The organism is Bradyrhizobium sp. USDA 4473 (assembly GCF_054063335.1).
This window is the reverse complement of record NZ_JBSSGE010000001.1, coordinates 7,084,988-7,111,297: the sequence shown is the minus strand read 5'-3', so window position 1 is coordinate 7,111,297 and position 26,310 is coordinate 7,084,988. Positions and strand designations below refer to the sequence as shown.

18 protein-coding genes and 1 pseudogene are annotated in these 26,310 nt (G+C 64.5%); 10 read left to right on the top strand and 9 right to left on the bottom strand.

What is annotated here, in order from left to right; genetic code table 11:
* Positions 1-36: 36 nt before the first annotated feature.
* Positions 37-939, bottom strand: a complete 903-nt coding sequence (locus ACVW17_RS33485; protein ID WP_456755851.1) for an alpha/beta fold hydrolase — start codon at positions 937-939, stop codon at positions 37-39.
* A 26-nt stretch (positions 940-965) separates the two neighbouring features.
* Positions 966-2,609, bottom strand: coding sequence for a GMC family oxidoreductase (locus ACVW17_RS33480; RefSeq protein WP_456755850.1), 1,644 nt, complete (start codon positions 2,607-2,609; stop codon positions 966-968).
* A gap of 299 nt (positions 2,610-2,908) precedes the next feature.
* Between ACVW17_RS33480 and ACVW17_RS33475 the strand changes: the two genes are divergently transcribed.
* Positions 2,909-3,535 carry a pyridoxamine 5'-phosphate oxidase family protein gene (locus ACVW17_RS33475; protein WP_456755849.1) on the top strand — a complete coding sequence of 209 codons (627 nt, stop codon included), beginning with the start codon at positions 2,909-2,911 and terminating at the stop codon, positions 3,533-3,535.
* Positions 3,536-3,538: 3 nt separating this feature from the next.
* Here ACVW17_RS33475 and ACVW17_RS33470 read toward each other — a convergent pair whose 3' ends face one another.
* The 3 genes from ACVW17_RS33470 to ACVW17_RS33460 all read right to left on the bottom strand — a co-directional run bounded on the left by ACVW17_RS33470 (position 3,539) and on the right by ACVW17_RS33460 (position 6,761).
* The gene (locus ACVW17_RS33470; protein WP_456755848.1) at positions 3,539-3,964 is read right to left on the bottom strand and encodes a hypothetical protein; all 426 of its coding nucleotides are present in this window, start codon (positions 3,962-3,964) and stop codon (positions 3,539-3,541) included.
* Positions 3,965-4,079: 115 nt separating this feature from the next.
* Entirely contained in the window at positions 4,080-4,607 is a 528-nt protein-coding gene (locus ACVW17_RS33465; protein WP_456755847.1) for a T6SS immunity protein Tdi1 domain-containing protein, read from the bottom strand.
* Between the two features lie 264 nt (positions 4,608-4,871).
* A complete protein-coding gene (locus ACVW17_RS33460) occupies positions 4,872-6,761 on the bottom strand; it encodes a TIR domain-containing protein (protein WP_456755846.1) in 1,890 nt (629 codons plus the stop codon).
* A 233-nt stretch (positions 6,762-6,994) separates the two neighbouring features.
* On the opposite strand from ACVW17_RS33460, the gene ACVW17_RS33455 reads away from it, so the two are divergent.
* Positions 6,995-8,167: a M20 aminoacylase family protein gene (locus ACVW17_RS33455; RefSeq protein ID WP_212018790.1), complete on the top strand. Its 1,173-nt coding sequence runs from the start codon at positions 6,995-6,997 to the stop codon at positions 8,165-8,167.
* Between the two features lie 171 nt (positions 8,168-8,338).
* On the opposite strand, the gene ACVW17_RS33450 is transcribed toward ACVW17_RS33455, so the two are convergent.
* Entirely contained in the window at positions 8,339-9,520 is a 1,182-nt protein-coding gene (locus tag ACVW17_RS33450) for a cytochrome P450 (RefSeq protein ID WP_456755845.1), read from the bottom strand.
* A 137-nt stretch (positions 9,521-9,657) separates the two neighbouring features.
* Between ACVW17_RS33450 and ACVW17_RS33445 the strand changes: the two genes are divergently transcribed.
* A complete protein-coding gene (locus tag ACVW17_RS33445) occupies positions 9,658-10,566 on the top strand; it encodes a LysR family transcriptional regulator (RefSeq protein WP_456755844.1) in 909 nt (302 codons plus the stop codon).
* Between the two features lie 85 nt (positions 10,567-10,651).
* Here ACVW17_RS33445 and ACVW17_RS33440 read toward each other — a convergent pair whose 3' ends face one another.
* Positions 10,652-12,274, bottom strand: a complete 1,623-nt coding sequence (locus ACVW17_RS33440) for an inorganic phosphate transporter (protein WP_456755843.1) — start codon at positions 12,272-12,274, stop codon at positions 10,652-10,654.
* Positions 12,275-12,860: 586 nt separating this feature from the next.
* Positions 12,861-14,294 carry a UdgX family uracil-DNA binding protein gene (locus tag ACVW17_RS33435; RefSeq protein WP_456755842.1) on the bottom strand — a complete coding sequence of 478 codons (1,434 nt, stop codon included), beginning with the start codon at positions 14,292-14,294 and terminating at the stop codon, positions 12,861-12,863.
* Between the two features lie 257 nt (positions 14,295-14,551).
* On the opposite strand from ACVW17_RS33435, the gene ACVW17_RS33430 reads away from it, so the two are divergent.
* The 5 genes and pseudogenes from ACVW17_RS33430 to ACVW17_RS33410 all read left to right on the top strand — a co-directional run bounded on the left by ACVW17_RS33430 (position 14,552) and on the right by ACVW17_RS33410 (position 22,467).
* Entirely contained in the window at positions 14,552-15,346 is a 795-nt protein-coding gene (locus ACVW17_RS33430; RefSeq protein ID WP_456755841.1) for an ImuA family protein, read from the top strand.
* Positions 15,347-15,569: 223 nt separating this feature from the next.
* Positions 15,570-17,048 (top strand): annotated as a pseudogene (locus tag ACVW17_RS33425) (Y-family DNA polymerase); the annotation flags it as partial.
* Positions 17,049-17,109: 61 nt separating this feature from the next.
* On the top strand, positions 17,110-20,562 hold the full coding sequence (locus ACVW17_RS33420; protein WP_456798342.1) for an error-prone DNA polymerase: 3,453 nt from the start codon (positions 17,110-17,112) through the stop codon (positions 20,560-20,562).
* Between the two features lie 472 nt (positions 20,563-21,034).
* Positions 21,035-21,571 carry a GlcG/HbpS family heme-binding protein gene (locus ACVW17_RS33415; protein ID WP_456755839.1) on the top strand — a complete coding sequence of 179 codons (537 nt, stop codon included), beginning with the start codon at positions 21,035-21,037 and terminating at the stop codon, positions 21,569-21,571.
* 236 nt (positions 21,572-21,807) lie between these two features.
* Positions 21,808-22,467: a hypothetical protein gene (locus ACVW17_RS33410; protein WP_456755838.1), complete on the top strand. Its 660-nt coding sequence runs from the start codon at positions 21,808-21,810 to the stop codon at positions 22,465-22,467.
* A 547-nt stretch (positions 22,468-23,014) separates the two neighbouring features.
* Here ACVW17_RS33410 and ACVW17_RS33405 read toward each other — a convergent pair.
* The gene (locus ACVW17_RS33405; protein ID WP_456755837.1) at positions 23,015-23,302 is read right to left on the bottom strand and encodes a hypothetical protein; all 288 of its coding nucleotides are present in this window, start codon (positions 23,300-23,302) and stop codon (positions 23,015-23,017) included.
* Positions 23,303-23,450: 148 nt separating this feature from the next.
* On the opposite strand from ACVW17_RS33405, the gene ACVW17_RS33400 reads away from it, so the two are divergent.
* Together ACVW17_RS33400 and ACVW17_RS33395 are read left to right on the top strand one after the other, a co-directional pair.
* Positions 23,451-24,872, top strand: a complete 1,422-nt coding sequence (locus ACVW17_RS33400) for a CoA transferase (protein WP_456755836.1) — start codon at positions 23,451-23,453, stop codon at positions 24,870-24,872.
* A gap of 150 nt (positions 24,873-25,022) precedes the next feature.
* Positions 25,023-26,273: an efflux RND transporter periplasmic adaptor subunit gene (locus ACVW17_RS33395; RefSeq protein WP_456755835.1), complete on the top strand. Its 1,251-nt coding sequence runs from the start codon at positions 25,023-25,025 to the stop codon at positions 26,271-26,273.
* Positions 26,274-26,310 lie beyond the last annotated feature (37 nt).

The window sequence follows — 26,310 nt, the reverse complement described above, 5'->3', positions numbered from 1 at the left end:
TACAACGACGATGTAGCCCGATCGTTGCGAGGGTGCTCATCGGCTCGCGCCGGCAAACGCCCTGAGCGCGTCGAGCAGCAGGCCGGGCGCCTCCTGCGCGACGCAATGGCCGACGTTCTGGAACGTCCAGCGGCTGGCGTGCGGGATCAGGGCTGCGGTGCGCTCCGCCATCTCCTTGTAGATCGGCCATGACTGCTCGGCGGTGGCAATGCGGACCGGACAGGCGATCTCGGAGAACCACGGGAACGGATTGCCTCTGATGTCGCCGGTGTAGATCTGCTCCATGGCCTCAAAGATCGGTCCCAGCAGCGCCGACTCGATCTGCGGCGTGCAGCGCAGCCGCATCCGCCCGTCGTCGAGCTTTGCATATCCATGATGCACATAGGCCCACAGCGACGGTTCGGTCCACGGCGCGAAGGCCGGCGCGGCACGCAATCGGCGGAACAGGTCGTCGGCATTGTCGAATTCGGCCCGGCGGCGCAGCACGCCCTGCACCGACCCGTTCGCGATGTCGCTGAGGCCACCGCTGCGCGGCGTGCGCGGATCCATCGCGGTCGGCTCGGTCACGAACAGCCGCGCGAAGCGGTCCGGCATCAGCTTGGTGGCGAGCAGCAGGTCGGTGGCGCCGGCACTGTGGCCGATGCCGTAGATGTCATGGAGTTCGAGGCGCTGCACGATCATGCAGAGGTCGTCGGCGAAATCCTGGAAGTGATAGCGGTCGGCCGCCGGCTTGTGGCTCAGGCCATGGCCGCGGCGGTCGAGCGCATAGACGGTGTAGTCGGAGGCCAGCGCCTCCGCGACTTCGGTCCAGACCTCGGCGACGAAACCGGTGCCGTGCAGCAGCAGCGCCGGCGGCTTGCCGGACGAAGGCTCGCCCCAACGTGCGAGCGCGATCTGCGCACCGGCATCGCCAACGAGAATGCGCTGCGGCTGCATCATCGGTTGCTATCGCGCGTCCTGCAAAATCATCGCCCGTCCTGCAAAATCATCGCCGCGGCCTTTTCGGCGATCATCGCGGTCGGCGTGTTGGTATTGCCGGAGGTGATGGTCGGCATCACCGAGGCATCCGCGATGCGCAGGCCGTGCAGGCCGTAGAAGCGCAGCCGCTCGTCGACGACGGCCATCGGATCGCTCGCCAGTCCCATCTTCGCGGTGCCGACGGGGTGGAAGATCGTGGTGCCGATGTCGCCGGCGGCCTTGGCGAGCGCGGCATCGTCGTCGCCGACCGACGGACCGGGCAGGAACTCCTCGGGATGATATTGCTCCAGCGCCTTCTGCTTCATCAGTTTGCGGGTGGTGCGGATCGCGTCGGCCGCGACCTGGCGGTCGTCGTCGGTCGAGAGATAGTTCGGCGCGATCGACGGCTTGTCGTCGGGCGCGGTCGATTTGATCCGCACCGTGCCGCGCGAGGTCGGCTGCAAATTGCAGGCGCTGACCGTGATCGCGGGGAAGCGGTGCAGGGGATCGCCGAACTTGTCGAGCGACAGCGGCTGCACGTGGAACTGGATGTTGGCGCGCGCGCGCGTCGCATCCGAGCGGGTGAAGATGCCGAGCTGCGACGGTGCCATGGTCAGCGGCCCGCGGCGGCGGAACGCATAGTCGAGGCCCATCAGGCCGCGGCGGACCAGGTTGTAATAGGTCTCGTTCAGCGTGCGCACGCCCGACACCTTGTAGATCGCGCGCTGCTGTAAATGATCCTGCAGATTATGGCCGATGCCTTGCACGTCGGCCACGATGTCGACGCCGAGCGGCGACAGCCATTCGGCCGGGCCGATGCCCGAGCGGTGCAGCACCTGGACGGATCCGATCGCACCGGCGCAGAGGATCACTTCGCCTTTGGCACGCGCCTCCACGGTCTCGTTGCCTTGTCCATTGCCTTGCTCGTTGCCTTGGCGGAACAGCACGCCGGCGGCCCGGCCGCTCTCGATGATCAGGCGGTCGACCAGCACGCCGGTCTCGACCCTGAGATTGCTGCGGTTCAGCGCCGGCTTGAGGAAACCGCGCGCCGACGACCAGCGGCGGCCGCGCTTCTGGTTGACGTGGAAATAGCTGGTGCCTTCGTTGTCGCCGGTGTTGAAATCAGGGATGCGCTTGATGCCCATCTGCTCGGCGGCATCGCCGACCGCATCGAGGATCTGCCACGACAGCCGCGGCGCCTCGATGCGCCAGCCGCCGCCGGTGCCATGATGCTCGCTGGCGCCGAGGAAGTGATCCTCCAGCTTTTTGAATGCCGGCAGCACGTCGCTGTAGCTCCAGCCGGTGAGGCCGAGCTGCCGCCAGTGGTCGTAATCCGCGGCCTGGCCGCGCATCGAGATCATGGCGTTGATCGCCGACGAGCCGCCGATCACCTTGCCGCGCGGATAGGCGAGCGATCGGCCGTTGAGGCCGGGTTCGGCCTCGGTCTTGAACATCCAGTCCGAGCGCGGATTGCCGATCGCGAAGAGATAGCCGACCGGGATGTGAAACCAGATCCAGTTGTCCTTGCCGCCGGCTTCCAGCAGCAGCACGCGCTTGCTCGGATCGGCCGACAGGCGGTTGGCCATGATGCAGCCTGCCGTGCCTGCGCCGACGATAATGTAGTCGTAATCACCCTCGAGCCTTCGCGGCATGTCCTCGTTCCCGGCAAACGTCTCTTGTTGGGCTTCTTCTATAGCGTTTTCGAGCGAAGTGGAGCCCGGTTCGCGTGAAGAAAACGCGTCAATACAAGAAAATAGAACTCGGTTCGGACCGAGTCAGGACCGAGTTCTATCCAGACGCAGCCGGTCGAGACAAGCCCGGCGGTGGATGCCGGGCTTGGGCCTTTGCGCATAATTCGGACCGGATGTGGACTTGGGCGGCTTTTCACGCCCATTCCGAATGAATAGGCTTTCTCCTGATAGATGGTTGCTCAACTTGCCGGAGGATTGCCGTGGCAGACCCAGTCCGCGCCGCATTTTACCACGACGGAATGCGTGAGTTGCAGGATCGCTTCGACGGTCGTCGCGTCGCCGACGGCCTCGAGAAGCATCGCCTCCACTTCGAATTCTGGGAGCAGGATCGCAGGCTCATCGAGGAGACGCGTTTCTTCTTCATCGCGACGAGCTATCAGGACAACGTCGATTGTTCGATGCGTTCCGGCGATCCCGGCTTCGTGAAGATCACCGGGCCCGATACGCTTGAATTCCCGGAGTATGACGGCAACAACATGTACCGCACGCTCGGCAATATTCATCGCAACCCGAACGTCGGGTTGCTGTTTGTGCGCCTCGACGGCAAGACGTTTCGCACGCGCATCCGAGGCAAGGCAACGATCCACGACGACCCGGAGACGCTTGCCAGGCACCATGGCGCGAAGGTCGTCGTGCGCGTGACATGCGAGATCTTCCCGAATTGCCCGCGCTACGTTCCCGACCTGATGGGCGCCTCAGCGGATGTGCCGCCGAATCTGTTCGTTCCGCGGCCCGGCTACGAGCCGCCCGCACCGGAATGGAAGAGCCGGGATTACCTCAAGGACGTGCTTTCGAAATACGATCCGCATCGGAAGCGTGAGGTCTAGCGATCAAGGCAGCGGCGCCATGTAGGGAATGCTGGCCACCAGCGCGAACACCTGCACCGCATTGCACGCCATGCCGCCCCAATGCAGCCGGCGCAGCCGCCGCACGGCGGTCGGATCGCCTGAATCTCTCGCGTCTGCCTCGGCATCGAGCCGGCGCAGGAACCATCGCCGCGCCAGCACCGCGAAACCGGCGATCAGGGCGATGCAGAGTGCGGTGAGCGGCCGGCCCGCCGCGACAAAGGCGAGCGTCCCGATCACGCCGGAGACGGCCAGCACGAGGAAGTAGGCATTGAACATGCCGCGCAGCAGCCGGGTGACCGGCGGGACGTCGAGCTTCACCAGCAGGAACGCCGGCGCGGCCAGCAGGAAGTATCCCATCGGCACCAGCAGGATGATGGTGGAGAACAGGACCGCTTGATCCGGCGTCATGCAGCCGCTCCGTGTTTGGAAGAAGAGGGATTTCGCTGCGGAACCTGGGGTAGTATCCGTGCCGGATATGCCCCGTACTATTGGGCTTTGGTCGGGTGCGATCGTGTCGGTCGGGTCAGTCAGTGATAACGATCTTGACGGTTGACCCGTCCGGCAAGTCCTTGGTCTCCGAATACATCTTTGCCGTAAAGGCGATCCAGTCTCGACAAGAGCACATCCATACATTGTCGACCGTATACTCGCCCCCGAACAGCGGCAGCGTCGTGAAGGCGTAGCACTGGGAACGGCCAAGGATCAGTCCGGCCGAGCGGCACCGATCGACCAATGGGCGCAGCAGCCAACCATCCGCGTCATCCACGCAACGTTCGCGAAACGCACCCTCGGAAGCGGCGATCCTTGCGATCGAGCCCGCCGACACTTCCAGCATGTGAACCGCTCCTGTGGCGTCCGCCAAAAATATGTCCGCGAACAGGCTGGCTCCCAGGACGCGGCTCCCGGCAGGCAGTATGTCCGACCAAGTGGCGAGCTGGGCGAGCGTGATTTCAACCGGAAGGAAGTCTGAGCGGCCCTGTTCCATCCTGAGATCATGAATGCCCGTTCGCGCTGCGGCAAGTCGGAAGTTCTCTGTGCAGGTGACGTCCATGGCCCGGCGCTTTCCGCCAATCTCGGTCGCTCTGCATTTGCCGCGCCATGGGCCCAGCCACCAGCGCGAACACCTGCACCGCATTGCATGCCATGCCGCCCCAATGCAGCCGGCGCAGCCGCCGCACAGCGGTCGGATCGCCTGAATCTCTCGCGTCTGCTTCGGCATCGAGCCGGCGCAGGAACCATCGCCGCGCCAGCACGACCAAACGCCGCCTTGGCGAACAATGTCGGGCCCACGGGGGAGACGTATCAGCTTCGGAATTCAGCAGTTGCGTATGTCGCGGACGTCCCGGCAAATCCTCACGATTTCCTTTTGTAATTGTGCGTCGGTCAATTCGACGAGTGGCATCTGTGGGTTATTGGCCGCTTGAATATCGTTCAGCTCGGTCTCCTCGTAGAGCGCATGATCAATCGCTACCCATACGATTTTCACGCCGCGTGTCTTGGCGGCCTGCAGCAAGGTCTTTAGCTCGTGCTGCACCACGAAATCCGAAGCAAGGAAGTTGTGGCTCGCCAGAAGCAGCGCGACGTTGGCCTGCTGCATGGCAAGATCAATGGAGTCCTTCCAATTGCTGCCGGGCCTCAGTCGAGTGTCATCCCATAGATCGATGCTGCCCTTTCTGATCAAGGGTTTTAGCGTCGTTTGGAATTTTTTGAGCCAGTCACCATCCTTGTGGCTGTAACTGACGAAGACCGATGCGGGCGAATTGCCGACGCTTGTGGAGGGCATGTCTTCCTTCGCCGGCGGGCTTGAAGCGTCCATCTTGCCGATCCCAAGTGCTTCGAGTTCTCTTACGACTCGACTGAGGTCTTCGCATCCAATTTCCGCCCATAGCGCGGCGCGCGTGCTGTGTGCGCCCTCCACGGCAATGAAGGCGCCGAGTATCTCGCGTGTCCAGATTGGTCTTAGCCTGGAAAACATGGGGAATTTTTGCAGCGCTTTGTCGAGCTCGGTGACCAAGTGATGGCTTCCAGAATGAATGAGCGCCGTGAGAACCAATAGGCTTTCAATAGGTTCGGAAGTCTCGCGTTCTCTGTCCTCCAGAAGCGGCTTTGCGCTTGTCCCAAGGAGTCGCGCAAGAGCGATTGCACTGGTACCTCTGATAAAGGGGTCGCTCGCATTGAGGCGCTTATCCAAGGCTTGCAACACGGACTTTTCACCTCGGACCGCAAGTGAATAGCGCATCTGGGCGGCAATCTCATCGTCACCCTGTGCGATAGAGAAGGCCAGCTCGGAGCATTGTGGCCAGTCGATCCTCAGGCCGTAAAGCGCACTCAATGCCCAGCCTATGCCAGGGCACGTTGCCCCATCGCCGATGATAGCCGCCAAATGCCTGGCTGCTTCGGGGTGGACGATATTGCCCAGTGCAATGCCTGCACCGACGCCGATTGAGTCGTCCTCGAGAAATGAAGCGAGCCGTGGCACGGTTCGGCGCAAGCGCAGATGGCCCAATCCAACCATGGCGTGACCGCGATACTTGTCCTCTGGGTGTGTAAGCCAGCGCGCAATGAGGGCGTCAGCCGCGCGTGGCTCCAACTCGCCCATGACAAGATCGATATCCCAGGAATAATCTTCGTCGCGTACCGCTTGTTGAAAATCCCGCAATAGTTCTTCGCACGACTGGAGCAGGGATGCCTCGCCAATTCGGGCAAAGATTCGAAGCGTCGCCTGAATGGCATAGTATGCAAGCTTCCCCATCGTGTATTTGTCGATGGTACGGTATCGGTCGACTTGTCCCGGCCGGCCGTAGCGAGCGGTCTCGGCGATACTGTAAGCGCTCTCTGAAGCGGCAGCGTATCCAAGCGCCTCGATCGCTATCCTTTGTACGTCAATGTCCTTGGACTGGAGTAGCTGATAGGTGGCCGAGCGAACAACGCTATCCCCGACAAATGCGCTAAAGCAGGGGGAAACTGCCGTTTTGGCGTGCCAGGTTTCATTTTCAATAATGGTGAGCAGATGCTGGGCCACCTGCGGTCCCAGTATCTTACAAAGACGGGTCAGTCGTATCGACGAATGCCATGAGTGCGTCGGCCAAGCTGAGCCTAGCGGGAGCAATTCCTTTATGATGTCAGGACCGTTGGCGGCCAGCCGATGAAGTGCTGTTTCCGCCGCCAGTGGATCGGTCCCCCAAAAAGCCTCGAAATCGTCCATTCCAATGCCCGCGGAGAATAGCTTTAGACGGTGGCTCGGTTTGATAGCACGCCGAAACATTACCTTGTCGTGGAAAAATGGGGCAGTCCACCGCGTGGTTGCAAGGAGAACACCTTTTCAAAAAGGTTAGTGGTCGGATTTGCGTGTTTGGTATTACTTGCCGGCTGTTGGGTGGACCGCCTCTTGCATGCTAGACAGGCTCCCGTCGTCCAACCTTCGAGGCCAGAATTCTCATGCCCATCGTCAACCGCGTCGCCGATCTGCAACCCGATATCCAGGCCTGGCGCCGCGACATCCATGAAAACCCCGAGCTGCTCTATGATGTGCACCGCACTGCATCATTCGTGGCCGACCGTCTCAGGGAGTTCGGCTGCGACGAGGTCGTGACCGGGCTCGGCAAGACCGGCGTGGTCGGGGTCATCAAGGGCAACAAGGGGCCGGCCAAGGGCGACGTCAAGGTGATCGGCCTGCGCGCCGACATGGACGCGCTGCCGATCCACGAAGAGACCAATTTGCCCTACGCCTCGAAGACGCCCGGCAAGATGCATGCTTGCGGCCATGACGGCCACACCGCGATGCTGCTCGGCGCCGCGCGCTATCTCGCCGAGACGCGCAATTTCGCCGGCGACGTGGCGGTGATCTTCCAGCCCGCCGAGGAGGGCGGGGCAGGAGCGGCCGCCATGATCAAGGACGGCCTGATGGACCGCTTCGGCATCGAGCAGGTCTACGGCATGCACAATGGGCCGGGAATTCCGATCGGCTCGTTCGCGATCCGTCCGGGCCCGATCATGGCATCCACCGACGAGGTCAACATCAACATCGAAGGGCTCGGCGGCCATGCCGCGCGGCCGCACAAGTGCATCGATTCGGTGATGGTCGGCGCGCAGCTCATCACCGCGTTGCAGTCGATCGTGTCGCGCAGCGTCGATCCGTTGGATTCCGCCGTGATCTCGATCTGCGAATTCCACGCCGGCAACGCCCGCAACGTGATCCCGCAGACCGCGGTGCTGCGCGGCACGGTGCGCACCCTGACCCCGGAGGTCCGGCAATTGATCGAGAAGCGCATCGGCGAAGTAGTCAAGGGCGTGGCCCAATTGACCGGCGCGCGGATCGATCTCGACTACAAGCGCGGCTATCCCGTCACCGTCAATCACCCCTCGCAGACCGAATTCGCCACCCGCATCGCCAGGGAAGTGGCCGGCGACGGCAACGTGCACACGATGCCGCCGCTGATGGGCGGCGAGGACTTCTCCTACATGCTGGAAGCCCGCCCCGGTGCCTTCATCTTCTGCGGCAACGGCGACAGCGCGGGCCTGCACCATCCTGCCTACAATTTCAACGACGAGGCGATCGTGTACGGCACCTCGTATTTCGTGAAGATCGTGGAGGACGCGCTGGCGGCGTGAGCTTCGAAGTCGGCGTAACGCTTTCTACCGTCATTGCGAGGAGCGAAGCGAGGAAGCGACCCATATCTCCGCTTGCGGTGCTGTGGATTGCTTCGCGGAGCCTGTCATCGGGCGCGCGTTTGCGCGACCCGTTAACTCGCACTGACGGTGAGTGTTGGTCTTGGCGCCGGCTCACGCGTCCCAGCGCACCGGCAGCGTCACCGGGCCGCGGAACACCCAGCCGCGGACGACTGGTGGCGCCTCCGCGCGGAGGCGCAGATTCCGAAACCGGTCGAACAGCATCGGCGCCACGATCTTGCCGACGGTGAGCCGCGACACCCAGGTGCCGGCGCAGAAATGCGGTCCGGCGCCGAATGCCAGGTGCGATTGCCTGGGCCGCATCACGTCGAAGCGATCGGGCTCGGCGAAGCGATTGCCGTCGCGGTTGGCGGCGCCGACGCAGAGGCCGATCTGAAGGCCCTCGGGCAGCCTGGTGCCGGAGAGATCGACGTCGCGGGTGACGCGGCGCGGATACATGCCGATCGGCGAGATCCAGCGCACCGCTTCCTCGAGCGCCGCCGGCCACAGCTCCGGCTTCGCCAGCACGTTGTCCTTCTGCGCCGGGTTTTCCAGCAGGCCGAGCACAAGGGTCAGGATCGCGTCGCGCGGCTCGTTCAGGCCGCCGCCGATGATCACCTTGACGTTGGCGCGGATGCCCTCGATCGGCATCGGCGGATCGGCATGGACCATCGAGGACAGGATCGATGGATTCGGCCGGTTGCGATGCTCATCGAGCACCGCGTCGATCGCGGCATCGACAGCGGCGCTCGCCTGCATCGCCTTGCGCTCGATCTCGCCATGGGCGGCATAGTTGCCGGCGCCGTCGATCAGCGCCTGCGACCATTCGGCGAGCGTCTGCCACGGCATCGCGCGAAAGCCGATCATCGCCATCAGGCTGAGGGAAGCCATCGGCGCGGCCAGCGCGGTGAACAGATCGGCTTCACCGGCCGCCGCCAGATCGTCGATCAGTCTGTCCGCGATCGCGGTGAATTGCGGCGCCCAGTGCTCCTTGATCGTGGCCGGGCGGAACGAGGGTTCGATCGCCTTGCGGCCGATCGTATGCTCGGCGCCGTCCTTCCGCATGAAGGTCGGCCCCATCACCCTGTTGACCAGCGAGGCGGGATTGTCGGCCGAGTAGGTCGCGCCATCGCGCTCGATCCGCGTGATGTCGTCGAAGCGCGTCACCAGCGTCAGCTTGGCGGGCGCGACATGGACCGCCGGCGCCAGCTCGCGCAGGCGGCGGAAGATCGGATAGGGGTCGTCGAGCAGGTCCTGATAGGCGATGTCGCTGACGATGGGCACGCTGCTGGCCATGGGTCCTCCCGGAGCGGTTTTTTGCGAAGGCTAGCGCCGGGCGGGTAATCGCTCAATTCGATGGGATTGATATCATCCATCGAATTGTTCCATGACCCTGTGCTAGGCTGGACCGTCGACAATCCGGGAGGTGCAGCGTGGCGGTGAATTCCTCGATCGATCCGATCGACATCGGGACCTTGCGGACGCTGGTGCTGGTCTACGATCTGCAATCGTTCTCGGCGGCGGCCAAGCGGCTCGACGTCAACCAGTCCACCATCAGCTATGCGGTCGAACGGCTGCGCGGCGCGCTGCTCGATCCGCTGTTCGTCCGCAACGGCAATGGCGTGACCGCGACCGAGCGCTGTGCGGTGCTGGTCGGCTGGGCGCGGGACATGATCGGCGAGATCGACGGGCTGGCCTCACCGGTCGAATTCGACCCGGCGATCGCGCAGGGCAGCGTGGCCATCTCCTGCAACTATCACGAACGCCAGACCCTGATCCCGCAGTTCAGCGCGCGGCTGCGTGCCGGCGCGCCGCAGGTTCGTCTCGTCCTGCTCGATGCCGGAGGCCATGGCGACGTCCATCTCAAGCAGAACCAGTGCGACATCGTGCTCGGTCCGGTCGGGATCGTCGGCGAGAGCTTCTTCCGCCGCCACATCCTCACCGATCACTATGTCTGCGTGATGGATCCGGCCAATCCGCTGGCGCGGGGCCGGATCGCGCTGTCGGCCTATGCGAAGGCCGCGCATGTCTTCATCACCCATAGCGGCGAGTGGCAGCCGCTTTATCTCGCGGCGCTGAAGGCGAGGAAGATCGAGATCGCGCCGATCGTCAGCCTGCCGAACCACGACAGTCTGGAGCGGATCCTCACCGGCACACGGCTGGTCGCGACCATCCCGCATCATCTGGCGCGGGCGATGCGCGGCAGCCTGCACGTCGCTGCGCTGCCGTTCCGGGTGCCGATCTCGATCGACATGTACTGGAGCGCCAGGACGGCCAAGTCAGGCCTGCACAAATGGGCGCGCGGCCTGCTGGCGGAGGTCGCCAAGGCTTACGCCGGCTGAGCGTGGAGCACGTCTTGCGTTCCAATGCAGAAGGCCCGCACCTGAGGTGCGGGCCTTTCGTCCTGTCGCGGCGAAAGCGGGGCCATCAGAACACGTGGTAGAACACGTAGTACAGAACGCCCGAGAGGATCATCGCGGCCGGCAGGGTCAGCACCCAGGCCATTGCGATGTTGCGGATCGTCGACCATTGCAGGCCGGAGCCGTTGGCGGCCATGGTGCCCGCGATGCCTGACGACAGCACGTGCGTGGTCGAGACCGGCAGGCCGTAGCCGTCGGCCGCCGCGATCGTCGCGGCCGCGGTGATCTCGGCGCAGGCGCCCTGCGCGTAGGTCAGGTGGGTCTTGCCGATCTTCTCGCCGACGGTGACGACGATGCGCTTCCAGCCGACCATGGTGCCGAGGCCGAGCGCGATGGCGACGGCGAACTTCACCCAGCTCGGGATGAACTTCGTCGCGGCATCGAGCGAGCCCTTGTACTCGTTCAGCGTGGCGACGTCGGCGGCGGAGAGCTCGGCTTCCTTGTCCTTCATCAGGAAGCGGATCGCCTCGGACGCCAGGTACATGTCGTTGCGGGTGTTGCCGACCGCGTCGGCCGGGAACTTGGCCAGTGATCCGTACTCGGCGACCTGCTTGCCGATGTCGCGCACCAGCACCGCCAGCGACGGATAGGTGCCTTCGTTGATCTGGTGCTGCGCGACATAGTTGGTCACGGCCGGGCGCGGATTGCCGATCACGTTGTAGCCGGCGGCTTTGCCTTCGATGACCTTGCTGGCCGCGCTCGAGTGCGCGGCGAAGTACTCGATCTGGGCCGCCGGCAGCGCGCGGTTCAGCGCGTAGGCGGTCGGTACGGTGCCGATCAGGATCAGCATGATCAGGCCCATGCCCTTCTGACCGTCGTTGGAGCCGTGGAAGAAGCTCACCAGCGTGCAGGTCAGGATCAGGATGCCCCGGATCCACCACGGCGGCGGCTGGTTGCCGACCGGCTCGCCGAACAGTGCCGGCGTTGCGCGCGCCAGCACGGCCTTGAGGATGTAGAGCAGGCCGGCCGCGAGCACGAAGCCGAACAGCGGCGACAGCAGCAGCGCCTTGGCGATGCCGGCGGCCTGCGTCCAGTCCACGCCCGAGGTGCCGTCACGGCCGCGCAGCAGCGCATTGGTGATGCCGACCCCCATGATCGATCCGATCAGAGTGTGCGAGCTCGACGCCGGCAGGCCGAGCCACCAGGTGCCGAGATTCCAGAGGATGGCGGCGATCAACAGCGCGAACACCATCGCAAAGCCGGCGCTCGAGCCGACTTGCAGGATGAGTTCGACCGGCAGCAGCGAGACGATGCCGAACGCGACGGCGCCGCTCGAGAGCAGCACGCCGAACAGGTTGAACATGCCCGACCACACCACGGCGACATGCGCCGGCAGCGAGCGGGTGTAGATCACGGTGGCGACCGCGTTGGCGGTATCGTGGAAGCCGTTGACGAATTCGAAGCCGAGCGCGATCAAGAGCGCAACGAACAGCATGATGTAGGGCAGGAACGACGTGACGCGCGTGCCGGTGGCGTCGACGTCGGCATAGATGCTGTAGGCAACGAACAGCAGCGCGGCCGCAACCACGCCCAAATAAATAACCCCGGTCATGGGGTGGAAGCCTTTGTCGAGGTCCGGGCCCTTTTTCAAGGCGGGCTCGATCGAGCCGGGTAACGCCATATCGCTCATGGTAAACTCCTGTCCCAATGCCTCCGATTTTGATCGATGCATATGACAGGCAATTGAAATCGGGCCGTGAAATGAGGCGTTCGTCTGCGGCCGTGGATATCGAGCGGAGTTTATGTGCAACGCATTGATGGCTCACGCGCCTTGGCGGCCTCGTGGCAATCTTCAGCAATAGACGACCACCGATCACGACGGAGTTCACCGTCCGATTTCGCGAGGTGAGGCAATTGAGGGAGGCGAGGACGTCGCCGGAGAGACGTGGGGCCACGTGGCCAGCACATCTGGATTTCAGCACGCCTGTATTTCAAGTCGCCTGGAATCTAAGTCGTCAAGACTCCGCGTCACCAGGAATCCGGTGCGGACTGGAAGCGAGCGAGAGGGACGAATAGCGAGATGAGGTGGCGCGCCGCACGATCGGGGCTAGCAAACCGCGCGGCGCGCCCGCCTCGGGGTACGCCATGGCGTGAACATGACGCCCGATTACCTGCGGAACATGTCACAGTACCACGGATCAATTAAAGGTTGTAGGTATTTGTTTGCAGCTTAGAACAATTTCACGTTGAAGTGTGGTTCCACAAACCGGTGGAACTCAGGCCGCGCGGGCCGAATTGCGCAACCGTTCCGCGGCGATTTTCAGGTCGCCGATAAAGCGCTGATATTCCAGCGCCTTGGCTTTCTCGTCGGGCAATCGCAACAGATAGGACGGGTGCACGGTGACGAGCACCTTGGTGGCGTCGTGGTTAATCAGATGGCCGCGGTTCTTGTTGATCGGCGTGATCTTGCCGAGCACGCTTTGCGCTGCGGTGGCGCCGAGCGCAACCACGAGTTCCGGCTTGATGGCGGCGAGCTCGCGCTCATACCACTGACGGCAGGCGCGGATCTCCGGCGTGTTCGGCTTCTGGTGCAGCCGGATCTTGCCGCGCGGCACGAACTTGAAGTGCTTCACCGCATTGGTGATGTAGACCTTGCGGCGATCGATGCCGGCTTCCCCGAGCGCGCGATCGAGCAACTGCCCGGCCGGTCCGACGAAGGGGTGGCCGGCGAGATCCTCCTTGTCGCCGGGCTGCTCGCCGACCAGCATCAGCGTTGCGCTTTGCGGTCCTTCGCCGAACACGGTTTGCGTCGCATCCTTCCACAGCGGGCAGGCGCGGCAGGCGGCGGCCTCGTCGCGCAAGGCGGCAATCGTGTCGTGGGCCTGTTTGTTTGCAGTCGGCTTGCGAGGCATCGGCTGATCCTGAGGCTGCTGCGGCTCGGCCGCCCTGCGTGCGACGAAGGGGCCGCTGGTCATGCGCATGGCGTCTTCGATCAGCGGCTTAATGATCGAATCCTCCGGCAGGTTCCTCCAATTGGCCTGCGGCATCTCCATCACTTTCAGCCGCGCCGGATTGGAGAAGCTGTTGTCATGACGCCGCCAGGCCTCCTCGAGCCGGTCCTCGCTCGGCACCTCGGATTTGGCGACGCCCGGCGTGATCGAGATCGCGTGCCCGTCCCAATGGGCGCAGACGTCGGGCGTGAGGATCGACCACGGCATGTCGGCGAAACGGCCGGCGAAGAAAGGCGCGGCGAGCTCGACGACGTGATGCTCCGGCTCGAACCAGGCGACGTAATGCGCCGTCCGCTCGCGGCCGATCTCGCGAAAGCGGAGCTGCGCGTGCATCCGGTCGATGTCGCGATAGACCGCGCGCGCCATCGCGTGGACCTCGGCGACGTCGGGATCGGCGGTCGCGCCGAGCAGATCGTGGTGGCTGCGCAGCCGCCACAGCAGGCGATAGAGCAGGGCGAAGCGCCGATCGTCGCGATGCAGGATCGCGGCCTTTGCGAGCTCGACGAATTTGGCCGACACGCTGAACTGCGCCTGCGGCGTGTCAGGCCATTCATTCGCGCAGGCGGCCGACGACAATTCGTCGTCGCGGCGTATGGTCCATGTGACCTCAGCGGGCTGCACGTCATGTGTCGCCAGGCGCCGCGCGGCCTTGCGCCAGCCCTCGAAATCGGTGTCGTTGTCGAGCACGATGATACGCATGCGATTGCTCCATTTCCGTCACGCCGCCATTTTCGGGGCCTTCCGCGCCCGACGTTGCGAGCGATCCGGCTGCGGCCGCTGTTCGGCTGCTGAATCCCATTGATTCCACTGATGAATCGATGGGCTCACCAATCCGATTGACTCCGCGGGCCCTGTTAGCTTTATATTAGAACATATCATGAACAAATGGGCCAGTCCCTGGTTCTCTGTTCAGATCAGTGACGGCCTCAAATTTTGGTTGGGAAGGAGCGGCGCATATGAATGGCGCACGCATGGGTACGCTTGCGTCTCTGCGCGGCAGCATCGCGCGCATCGAGGCGGCATCGGAGGCGGCGATGCCGAACCGCGTCGCGCTCGGCCACACGAGCGCGGACGCGATGTTGCGCGGCGGGCTTGCGCCGGCCGCGCTGCACGAGGTGTTCGCCGCCGGCCATCAAAGCGGTGCTGCGACCGGCTTCATCGCGGGGCTTGCCGGACGCGTGTCGACGCGCAAGCCCCTGGTCTGGGTGCGGCAGGATTTTTCCGATCGCGAGAACGGCGCGCTGTCGATGCGCGGCCTTGCCGAGCTCGGCCTCGATCCGCGCCTTCTGGTCACGGTGCGTGCCGCCGATGTCGACGGCGCCCTGCGCACCGCGGCCGATGCGCTGGCCTGCGATGCGCTCGGCGCGGTCGTGCTCGAAATCTGGGGCCAGGCGCGCCAGCTCGATCTCGTCGCCAGCCGCAAGCTGACTTTGGCCGCGCAAGCCTCCGGCGTCACCGCGCTGGTGCTGCGGATCGCGGCGACGCCAATCCCCTCGACCGCGGAGACGCGCTGGATCGTGCGCGCGGCGCATTCGCCGCCCGGCCACGCCGCAAGCGCCTGGGGCGCGCCGCGCGTCGAGGCCGAACTGGTGCGCAACCGTCATGGCCCGGTCGGGCGATGGATCATGGAATGGAAATGTGATGAGTGCCAATTCAGCGAACCGTCGGCGTATCCTCAGCCTGTGGCTGCCACGCCTGCCCATCGACCGCATCAAGCGCAAGCTCGCGCAGGACATCGCCTCGCGAGCTGAGCTGGTTGCAAGCGAGCTGAGCCGATCTTCAAGTGAGGTGAGCACATTGGAAGGGCTCTCTCCCCCCTTGCGAGGTCCGAAGCTCGCTCTCGAAGTTGGAGAGAGGGGTAGCCACGAGCACCGCCCGTGGGGCTCACCCCTCTCCCTCACCCTCCCCCGCAAGGGGGGAGGGAACCCATCCGCTCATGCGTCCCTTACGAACGAGGCGAAACAAGCGGACCTCCCCAGCGTCGTCGTCGCAAAAGACCACAACGCCATCCTGCTGCATGCGATCGACGAGGCCGCGGTGCGCGCCGGGCTGTCGGTCGGGCTGCCGCTCGCCAATGCGCGGGCGATCTGCCCGGAGCTCACGGTCTATGATGCCGATCCGGCCGCCGATCTGAAGACGCTGAACGACATCGCCGACTGGTGCGACCGCTTCACGCCGCTGGTCGCGCTCGACGCGCCATACGGCCTGTTCCTCGACATCACCGGCTGTGCGCATCTGTTCGGCGGCGAGCGGGCGCTGCTGCAAATCGTGACTCATGCGCTGAGCCGGCGCGGCTTTGCCGTCAGTGCCGCGATTGCCGGCACCTCGATCGCGGCGCGCACGCTGACGCGTCACGCCTCGGGCAAGATTGTCGCCGATGGCGAGGAGGCGCAAGCGGTCGGCCCGCTGCCGGTGTCGGCGCTCGGTGCCGATGCCGCTGTGACCACCGGTCTGCGCCGCGCCGGGTTGAAGACCATCGGCGATGTCGCCGCGCGCGCGCCGCACGAGATCTCGGCGCGGTTCGGCGCCGCCTTCACCACCTTGCTCGGCCACGCGCTCGGGCGGGGCGATGCCCCGATCAGCCCGCGCAAGCCGCCGCCCGATTACATCGTCGAGAAGCGTTTCCCGGAGCCGATCGCGACCGACACCGTGATCGCACTGACGCTGCAAAACCTCGCCAAGATGCTGGTTGCGGCGATGGACAGGCAAGGCAAGGGCGCGCGGCAGCTGGAGGCGAGCTTCTTCCGCACCGACGGTGCGGTGCGCACGATCATGGTCGAGACCGGGCGGCCGGTGACGCGGCCGGAGATGATCGACCGCCTGTTCCGCGAGCGGCTCGATGCGCTCAACGATCCGCTCGATCCCGGCTTCGGCTTCGATCTCATTCGTCTTGCCGCCGGGCGTACCGAGATCGTGGTGCAGCAGCAGCGCGATCTCGACGCGACCGTGCACGACAATGACGAGCTCTCGGCGCTGATCGACCGCATCGCCGCCCGCATCGGGGGGAAACGCGTCGTCGTGCATCTGCCGCTCGAGAGCCACATCCCCGAACGATCTGCGCTCGCATTGCCGGCGCAGCATCATCTGGCTGCCGCCGGCGCCGCCGCCTGGCCGGAGCGCGTCATGGGCGAGCCGCCGCTGCGGCCGCTCAGGCTGTTCGAGCCGCCCGAGCCGATCAAGGTGCCGTTCGCGAGCGTGCCCGACGGCCCGCCGCATCAATTCACCTGGCGGCGCGCCCTGCACGCGGTGGTGCGGGTCGAGGGCCCCGAGCGCATCGCGATGGAATGGTGGAAGCAGGACGGCGCGGCACTGACGCGCGACTACTTCCGCGTCGAGGACGCCGAGGGCCAGCGCTTCTGGATTTTTCGCGACGGCCTCTACGAGAGCGAGCTGCGCGACGAAGAGGGCAGGCCGGTTCCGGCCAACTGGTATGTGCACGGGTTGTTCGCATGACGCAAAGCAAGCGAAGTGGAGGCCGGTTCGCGTGAAGAAAACGCGTCAAAACGAGAATCCCATGCCCGACTATGCCGAGATCGGCATCACCAGCAATTTCTCCTTCCTGCGCGGCGGCTCCGATCCGCGCGCCTATGTGCATCAGGCGAGCGAACTGAAGATTCCCGTGATCGGGCTCGCCGATCACAACACGCTGGCCGGCGTGGTGCGGGCCTGGAAGGAGCTCGACAGCGAGAAGGTTCTTCATCCGCCAAAACTCCTGATCGGCGCCCGCATCGTCTTCACCGACGGCACGCCCGACATCCTGGTCTATCCGCGCGATCGCGCCGCCTATGGCCGGCTGTGTCAGCTCTTGACCCGCGGCAAGCGTGGCCGTGGCATCGAACGGGTCGAGAAGGGCGACTGCCGGCTCACTCTGTCCGATTTGATCGATTTCGCAGAAGGCCAGCTTCTGGTGCTGGCGCTGCCGCATCGGTTCGAGGCGTCGAAAGCGCTCGATCTGCTCGCGCAATTGAAGGCCAGCGCCGCCGACGGCGTCTGGCTGGCCGCAAGCCTGCTCTATCGCGGCGACGACAAGCGTCGCCTGGCGCGGCTGCATGATCTCGCTACCGATGCCGGTGTGCCGCTGCTTGCCACCAACGAGGTGCTCTATCACCATCCCGCGCGCCGCCCGTTGCAGGACGTGCTGACTTGCATCCGCGAAAAGACCACGATCGAGGCGATCGGCCGCAGGCTCGAGGCCAATGCCGAGCGGCATCTCAAGCCGGCGCATGAGATGGTCCGGCTGTTCCGCGATTTGCCGGATGCGATCGCGGAGACCCTGCGCTTTGCCGCGCGCATCTCGTTCTCGCTCGACCAGCTCAAATACCAGTATCCCGACGAGCCGGTGCCGCCGGGCAAGACCGCGCAGCAGCATCTGGAAGATCTGACCTGGGCCGGCGTCGACAAATATTTCGGCGGCGAGATCGACGACAAGCTCCGCGCCACCCTAAACAAGGAGCTGGCGCTGATCGCCGAGCTGAAATACGCGCATTACTTCCTCACCGTGCACGACATCGTGCACTATGCGAGGAGCCAGAACATCCTGTGCCAGGGGCGGGGCTCGGCGGCGAATTCCGCGGTCTGCTACGTGCTCGGCGTCACCTCGGTCGATCCGACCAAGGTCGATCTGTTGTTCGAGCGCTTCATCTCCAAGGAGCGGCTGGAGCCGCCCGACATCGACGTCGATTTCGAGCATTCGCGGCGCGAGGAGGTGATGCAATATGTCTATCGCCGCTACGGCCGCCACCGCGCCGCGATCATCGCCACCGTGATCCATTATCGTCCGCGCAGCGCGATCCGCGATGTCGGCAAGGCGCTCGGGCTGACCGAGGACGTCACCGCGGCGCTCGCCGACACCGTGTGGGGCAGCTGGGGCAAGGGCCTCAACGACATGCAGGTGCGGCAGGCCGGGCTCGATCCGAAAAATGCGATGATCAATCTCGCGGTCGAACTGGCCACCGAGCTGATCGAGTTTCCGCGCCATCTCTCGCAGCATGTCGGCGGCTATGTGCTGACCCAGGACCGGCTCGACACCTATGTGCCGATCGGCAATGCCGCGATGGACGACCGCACCTTCATCGAATGGGACAAGGATGATGTCGACGCGCTGCATATGATGAAGGTCGACGTGCTGGCGCTGGGCATGCTGACCTGCATCCGCAAATGCTTCGACCTGATCGCCGACCACAAGGGCAAGCGCTGGGAGCTCGCCTCGGTCCCGCAGGACGAAAAACCGGTCTACGACATGCTGTGCCGCGGCGAGTCGCTCGGCGTGTTCCAGGTCGAGAGCCGGGCGCAGATGAACATGCTGCCGCGCCTGAAGCCGCAGACGTTCTACGATCTCGTCATCGAGGTGGCGATCGTGCGCCCCGGCCCGATCCAGGGCGACATGGTGCATCCCTATCTCAAGCGAAGGAGCATGAAGCCTGAGGATATCGAATATCCTTATCCCAAAGGCGGCAATAAAGACGAATTGCGAAATGTCTTGCACAAGACGCTCGGTGTGCCGCTGTTCCAGGAGCAGGCGATGCGGATCGCGATCGAGGCGGCAAAATTCACCTCGGAAGAAGCCAATGGCTTACGGCGCTCGATGGCGACCTTCCGCAATCTCGGCACCATAGGAAAATTCGGAGACAAGATGATCGGGAACATGATCGCGCGCGGTTATGATCCTGAATTCGCCAAAAATTGCTTCGAGCAGATCAAGGGCTTTGGCTCCTACGGCTTCCCGGAAAGCCACGCCGCGAGTTTCGCACAGCTCGTCTACATCTCCTCATGGCTGAAGCACCATCATCCCGATGCGTTCTGCTGCAGCCTGCTCAACTCGCAGCCGATGGGCTTCTATGCCCCGGCGCAGATCGTCGGCGACGCCCGCCACAACGGCGTCACCGTGCGCGAGGTCGATGTCTCCTTCAGCTTCGCGCAGAACACGCTGGAGGAAAAGGTCGGCGAGCACTGCGCGGTGCGGCTCGGCTTCCGCCAGATCGACGGGTTTCACTGGCTGGATGAGGACGAGGAGCGGTTGAAATCCCTCCAATTGTCATTCCGGGATGCGCCGTTAGGCGCAGGCCCGGAATCCATTTTTCAGCATAGACGCGGCCCGATGGATTCCGGGCTCTCGCTTCGCGAGCCCCGGAATGACGATGCGGAGAAAGCCGAGGACTGGGCCGACCGCATCGTCGCCGCGCGCAACCGAAAACCGTTCACCTCGCTGGAGGATTTCGCCCGCGACACCGCTCTGCCCAAGCGGGCGCTGATCCTGCTCGCGGACGCCGATGCGTTCCGCTCGCTCGGGCTCGACCGCCGCGAGGCGCTGTGGGCGGTGCGGCGGCTGCCCGACGACGTGCCGCTGCCGCTGTTTCAGGCCGCCACCGCGCGCGAGCAGCCGGACGAGGGCGCCAAGCCGCTGCCGGAGATGCCGCGTCCCGAGCAGGTGGTCGCCGACTATCAGACCATCCGCCTGTCGCTGAAGGGCCATCCGATGGAGTTTTTGCGCGAGATGTTCACCAGGGAGCGCGTCGTCGCCTGCCACACCATCAATCAAAGCAACGACCGTCGCCGCGTCCGCTGCGCCGGCGTGGTGCTGGTGCGGCAGCGGCCGGGCAGCGCCAAGGGCGTCGTGTTCATGACGCTGGAGGACGAGACCGGCATCGCCAACATCGTGGTGTGGCCGAAGGTGATGGAGCAGTACCGCAAGGAGGTGATGGGCGCGCGCCTGATCCTGGTCGAGGGCTATATCCAGAGCAGCCCCGAGGGCGTGACACATCTGGTGGCGCAGCGCATGACCGATCGCTCCCACGATCTGATCGGCCTCGCCAACGACTCCCTCTCCCGCAAGCATCCGGTGCCGGCCGGCCCCGCGCTGATCGAGCCGCTGAACGACGACCGCCGCGATCACGGCGACAACTCGCCGCAAAAAATCCGCCACCCCCGCAACGTCCGCATCCTGCCGCCGTCGCGCGATTTTCATTGAAACGTGTGCGACGGCTTTGCTCTCTCACCGTCACCCTGAGAGGATCTGAAGCTTTCACCGCCGTCATTGCGAGGAGCGGTAGCGACGAAGCAATCCATGCTTCCGCGTGTGCCGCGCGATGGATTGCTTCGCGGAGCCTGTCATCCGGCGGCGCTTCGCGCCGACCGGGTGGCTCGCAATGACGAAGATAGACCCGTCACCCTGCGGAGGCCGCGAGGCGGCCGTCTCGAAGGGCGACGGCCCGTCTTACTCCGCGGGGCCGCCAGCGGGGCCGTGCATCCTTCGAGGCGCGCAACGGCGCGCACCTCGGGATGACGGTAGCCTCTATCCTCACACGGTTTTCATCGCAGCGGAATGCATACTGCGCTGCACACCGATCGCTGCCGCCTTGTGCGCCGCGGATCAGTTGCTATCGTCCCGCCGCCCGGACGATCGATCCGGGGTTTGCAACGACAACATTCGGGAGCACTCCATGCGTTATCTCACGGCGCTCATCGGCGCGGCCTGCATCGCGTTCGTCACGGCCACCGGCGCGTTTGCCCAGGTGCCCTCCAATCCCGACAATCCCAACGACGTCGTCCCCGATGCGCTAACGCCGCCGCCCTATGGCGAGCCGATCAACCTCGAGACCGCCAAGAAGGTTGCCGCCGCCGCGGTCGCCGAGACCCAGAAGCGAAACTGGAATGCGTTCTGCATCGCGATCGTCAATCCGGCCGGCGAGCTCGTCTATTTCGAGAAGCAGGACAATTGCCAATACGCCTCGATCGGCGTCTCGCAGCACAAGGCGCGCACCGCGACGCGCTATCGCCGGCCCACGCTGACCTTCGAGAACCTGATCGGCAAGGGTGCCTACTTCAACTATCTCACGACCCTCGACGACGTGATCGCCTCGCGCGGCGGCAATCTGCTGATCGTCGACGGCAAGATCGTCGGCGCCATCGGCGTCAGCGGCGGCACCGGCTCGCAGGACAATGTGATCTCGCTCGCCGGGCAAGCCGCGCTGAAGTAAAACGAACTACGTTCCATGCCATCTGCCGGAACACCGCTCCGGCAGATGGCAGCGAATTTCCTGGTATTTGAATCAACCTCCTAAAGCGATCGAAAGGAGTATCTGCTACAAGCGTTACGGAAAGCCGACCACGACGAGGGCACTTGCCGCAGCACTTGGATAGGCGACGCGATCTGTGCGGACCGGCTGTTGCGAAGCCGTCGAGACCGAAACCGCCCTTCATTGATCGGCTGTTCATGCGCTTCTCGAAAAACCGGACCATTGATGGCCTCTGGGTCGGGACCTCCGAAAGCAAGCCGCATCCTGCCCTGCATCGCGTCGTCGAGGCGCTCACCCTGATCAAGCACCATCACGCGCTGCATTACTCCCGTGTCATCACCAGGCTCGACCGGATATGGGTGCATCTGATTCCGAGTGCTCAGGCGCATTACGAACGATCGCTGAATGGCTGCGTCCTCGATGAGCGCTATGTGCTCCATGAGACGATGACGATCGAACGGATCGCGTCCACCATCGTTCATGAGGCGACCCATGCGAGGCTCGAGAGCTGCGGCATCGAATATTACGAGAAGGATCGACACCGCATCGAGGCGATTTGCCTGCGACGCGAACTGAGCTTTCTCGCCGGTCTGCCTGATGTGGAATTGATGCGAGAGGAGATCAGGCAGACGATCGCGTGGTGCGCCAGTGACCGGGAATACCTATCCGATCCTAGTTTTCAGCAACGCCAGGAGCAGGGCCAGATCGAAACCCTCCGTCACCTGAATGTGCCGGAGTGGTTTATCAGACTGATACTGGGGGTGATCTGGCGACGGCGGTTGCGTCGTTTTGCAGTAGAAAATGCCGCGGATCCGGAGCCTGCTGCGACAAAACAACCCGACGGGCAACTCAGCTAAACCCTGTCAATCACCGCGCGTGAAAATATTTCGCTTTATCCGAAGCGTAATTTGGTGTATGAATTTCCTGTCTCACCCGATCGAGGGGCGCTTCGCGGTCGTCACGAACGTGGGTCGAGATGCGGTGGACGCCGATTGCGCAGTCGACGAATGCGCATGAGGCGGACGGCGAAATCGTGCAGGCCTGACGCCCTAGCGGTAGGTGTCTCTTCCGATTGCGCAGTGCGCGTTGTGAAGACGGTGACAACAAAGCCAAGTCTCGCCGGGGAGAGCACGTATAAGCCGTAGCCCATCGCGCAGGGAAAGCCGGGTTGTTCCGGTTACACCTGTGGTCCTACCCCCGTGCTTTCTAGCTATTGCACGGGGCCCATGGGTGCGATCGGCACCCGGCTTTCCCTGCGCCCTCCCCAACGGAGAGGGCGGAACGACAAGCAAAGCTCGGACAGTTCGTGTCGCGAGAATGCTGACACGTAGCTTACGCGAAACTGACGTGAAGCTTACAAGCGGTCTGCCTTCGCAGACGGATCAATCCTTGCGCAGCTGCACACTATTCCACCGCGGCGCCCACCGGCGGTCCGCCCGGCGGACGGTGCAGGAAGGTGATCGACGCATAGGCGCCGACCCAGGAGCCAGCTGCCGCGAAGGCGACATACATCCAGTTTTCGGTGTAGCTGATCACCGCATAGGAGGAGAGCAGATACCAGATGCTGCTCCAGGTCGCCGCCGGCACGCGCTTGCGCGCCACCACCGCCGACGTAAACATGACATAGACCGCGTCGGTGGCCGCGGTCGCGATGAAGACTGCGCCGGCAGTGATGGGATCGATGGCAACCATTGCAACTCCTGTTCGGGTCGGGCAGAAGGCATGAGATGTGAAGCGGTTTTCCGAAAGGATTATGCCCGACAAGGTATGATGGATGAGATCGGACAACGCTAATTTGTCATCAAGCTCGGGCATAGATTAATCGCAAACGGGAACGCGCATGCAGAGCATCCGTGAGATCCTTGCCGATATCTGGACCGGCGCCGGTGGTGCGCCGTCCGCGCTCGATGCTATCAGGCTTACCGGCAGCGAACCGCAATTGCCGTCGTCGTTTCGGGTCGCCGCCGCCGCGCAGGCGCCGATCGCAGCCGCCGGCCTTGCCGCGGCCGAGATCTGGAAGGCCCGCCGCGGCGAGGGGCAGGAGGTCGCGGTCGACATCCGCCATGCCGTCGTCGAATGCCGCAGCGAGCGCTATCTGCGCGTCGACGGCAAGCCGCCGCCGCCGGCCTGGGACAAGATCGCCGGCGTCTACCGTGTCAGGGACAACCGCTTCGTCCGCCTCCACACCAATTTCCCGCATCATCGCGATGCCGTCTGCAAGGTGCTCGGCTGCAACGCCGAGCGCGACGAGGTCCAGGCCGCGCTGCTGCAATGGGACGGCGAGGCGTTCGAGACCGCGGCCTATGCCGAAGGCGGCGTCGTGGCCCTGATGCGCTCATATGACGAATGGTCGGCGACGCCGCATGCCAAGGAACTGGCAAGACTGCCGCTGATCTCGATCGAGAAGATCGGCGAGGCGGCGCCCAGGCCCTGGCCCGCCGGCGATCGGCCATTGGCCGGCATCCGGGTGCTCGACCTGTCGCGCGTGATTGCAGGCCCCGTCGCCGGCCGCACGCTCGCGGCGCATGGCGCCGACGTACTGCTGATCTCCGGTCCCGGCCTGCCGGCGATTCCCTGGCTGACCATCGACACCGGCCGCGGCAAGCTGACGAGCCTCATCGAGCTGAAAAGCGAGCAGGGGCGCGCCGTGATGCGCGGCCTGGTGGCGCAGGTCGACATCCTCTCGCAGGGCTATCGCCCGCAGGCGATCGCGCGGCTCGGCTTCGCTCCGGAGGACGCGGCGCGGATCAATCCCGGGATCGTCTATGTGACGCTGTCCGCCTATGGCCACGCCGGACCATGGGCGGAGCGCCGCAGCTTCGATTCGCTGGTGCAGACCACGACCGGCTTCAATCATGCCGAGGGGCAGGCGGCCGGCGTCGACGGACCGAAGGAATTGCCGGCCCAGATGCTCGACCACGCCACCGGATATTTCATGGCGTTCGGCGCCATGATGGCCAGGGCCCGCCAGGCCCGCGAGGGCGGCAGCTGGCACGTCCGGGTGTCGCTGGCGCAGACCGGGCGCTGGCTGTGGAATCTCGGCCGCCTCGACACCGGCCTTGCCACCGAGGACCTCAAGGCGGAGGCGGTGCGGCCCTTCATCGAGCAGCTTCCGTCCGGTTTCGGCACGCTGAGCTCGGTCCGGCACGCGGCGATCCTGTCGCGGACCCCGGCGCATTGGTCCCGCCCGGCCATGCCGCTCGGCAGCCATTCCCCGGAGTTTCCCGCTCCGGAGTTTCCTGCCCCGGAGTTTCCCGGATGAGACGTTCAGCCGCCGTTCATGCCGTCGAAACTTTAACCTCAAGCGCAGCCAAACCGCGTTTTTTAGGTTGTTTGCGACGCCAATTCGGCACTATTAGCGCACCGCTGCGGCCGTCCCGCCGGCAGCGGCAGCGACCGGGCCCCGGACCGCATGCTTAGAGAGCTTAGCAAACGAATGCAGACCCTTAGCCGACCGCGGCTGGTGACGGTGGTGGTGGTGGCGGCGCTGGCCGGTGCCGCCGTGTACGGCTATACGCGTCTCAGCGCGGCCAAGCCGACGCCGTCGTCCGAGGTTTCCAGCCAGTCCCGCAAGGGCGGATCGCGTTACACCCCCACCCCGCCCGAATGGGCCAGCCTGACCTTCCAGGCGGTGGCCGAGCATACCTTCCGTTCCGAATTGGTGACCGAGGGCAAGATCGGGATCGATGAGGATCGTTCGACCCCGGTGTATTCGCCCTATACCGGCCGCGTCACCCGCCTGCTGGTGCGGCCGGGCGAGAGCGTGACCAAGGGACAGCCGCTGTTCGTGATCGAAGCCGCCGACACGGTGCAGGCGCAAAACGATTATGTGGCGGCGATGACAGGCCTCAACAAGGCGCAGTCGGCGCTCGACCTCGCTGCGATCCAGGAGAAGCGCGCCAAGGACCTGTCCGACGGCAAGGCGATCCCGCTGAAGGATTATCAGCAGGCGCAGGCCACGCTGGTGCAGGCCCAGAACGACGCGCGCTCGGCGCAGACCTTGCTCGAGGCCGCGCAGAACAAGCTGCACATCCTCGGCTTCGGCGACGATGCCATCACCACGCTGCAGCAGAAGGGCCGGCTCAATCCGGAGACGACGGTGTTCGCGCCGCTCGGCGGCACCATCGTGCAGCGCAAGGCCGGTCCGGGCCAGTACGTCTCGACCGGTGCCAGCGATCCGGTCTATGTGATCGGCGATCTCTCCACCGTCTGGCTGATCGCCTATGTCCGCGAGTCCGATGCCGATAATGTCGCGGTCGGGCAGGACGTCAGCTTCAGCGTGATGGCGTTGCCGGGCAAGGTGTTCTCGGCCCGGATCAACTACGTGGCCGCGGCGATCGATCCGACTTCGCGCCGGCTCTTGGTCCGCGCCACCATCGACAATGCCGACAACCGGCTGAAGCCGGAGATGTTCGCCAACGTGACGCTGTATTCGAAGGGCGAGCATCCGGCGGTCGGCGTGCCGAAGCAGGCGCTGATCTACGAGGGCGATCAGGTTCGCGTCTGGGTCGCGAAGCCCGACGACAAGACCATCGAGCTGCGTCAGATCAAGCCCGGCCTCATCAACGGCGATCTCGTCGAGGTCGCCGGCAACCTCAAGCCGGGCGAGCAGATCGTGACGAAGGGAAGCCTCTTCATCGACCGCGCCGCGTCCGGCACATAACGACGCATGATCCGGAAAACGGGGACCCGGCATTTCC

Excerpts from the sequence above, each read along its gene's own strand:
- ACVW17_RS33415 (WP_456755839.1), top strand. The coding sequence starts at position 21,035 with ATGCGTTATCTCACGGCGCTCATCGGCGCGGCCTGCATCGCGTTCGTC.
- ACVW17_RS33455 (WP_212018790.1), top strand. The coding sequence starts at position 6,995 with ATGCCCATCGTCAACCGCGTCGCCGATCTGCAACCCGATATCCAGGCC.
- ACVW17_RS33465 (WP_456755847.1), bottom strand. The coding sequence starts at position 4,607 with ATGGACGTCACCTGCACAGAGAACTTCCGACTTGCCGCAGCGCGAACG.
- ACVW17_RS33430 (WP_456755841.1), top strand. The coding sequence starts at position 14,552 with ATGAATGGCGCACGCATGGGTACGCTTGCGTCTCTGCGCGGCAGCATC.
- ACVW17_RS33405 (WP_456755837.1), bottom strand. The coding sequence starts at position 23,302 with ATGGTTGCCATCGATCCCATCACTGCCGGCGCAGTCTTCATCGCGACC.
- ACVW17_RS33460 (WP_456755846.1), bottom strand. The coding sequence starts at position 6,761 with ATGGACGATTTCGAGGCTTTTTGGGGGACCGATCCACTGGCGGCGGAA.
- ACVW17_RS33450 (WP_456755845.1), bottom strand. The coding sequence starts at position 9,520 with ATGGCCAGCAGCGTGCCCATCGTCAGCGACATCGCCTATCAGGACCTG.
- ACVW17_RS33400 (WP_456755836.1), top strand. The coding sequence starts at position 23,451 with ATGCAGAGCATCCGTGAGATCCTTGCCGATATCTGGACCGGCGCCGGT.
- ACVW17_RS33420 (WP_456798342.1), top strand. The coding sequence starts at position 17,110 with ATGCCCGACTATGCCGAGATCGGCATCACCAGCAATTTCTCCTTCCTG.
- ACVW17_RS33395 (WP_456755835.1), top strand. The coding sequence starts at position 25,023 with ATGCTTAGAGAGCTTAGCAAACGAATGCAGACCCTTAGCCGACCGCGG.
- ACVW17_RS33485 (WP_456755851.1), bottom strand. The coding sequence starts at position 939 with ATGATGCAGCCGCAGCGCATTCTCGTTGGCGATGCCGGTGCGCAGATC.
- ACVW17_RS33480 (WP_456755850.1), bottom strand. The coding sequence starts at position 2,609 with ATGCCGCGAAGGCTCGAGGGTGATTACGACTACATTATCGTCGGCGCA.
- ACVW17_RS33470 (WP_456755848.1), bottom strand. The coding sequence starts at position 3,964 with ATGACGCCGGATCAAGCGGTCCTGTTCTCCACCATCATCCTGCTGGTG.
- ACVW17_RS33435 (WP_456755842.1), bottom strand. The coding sequence starts at position 14,294 with ATGCGTATCATCGTGCTCGACAACGACACCGATTTCGAGGGCTGGCGC.
- ACVW17_RS33440 (WP_456755843.1), bottom strand. The coding sequence starts at position 12,274 with ATGAGCGATATGGCGTTACCCGGCTCGATCGAGCCCGCCTTGAAAAAG.
- ACVW17_RS33410 (WP_456755838.1), top strand. The coding sequence starts at position 21,808 with ATGCGCTTCTCGAAAAACCGGACCATTGATGGCCTCTGGGTCGGGACC.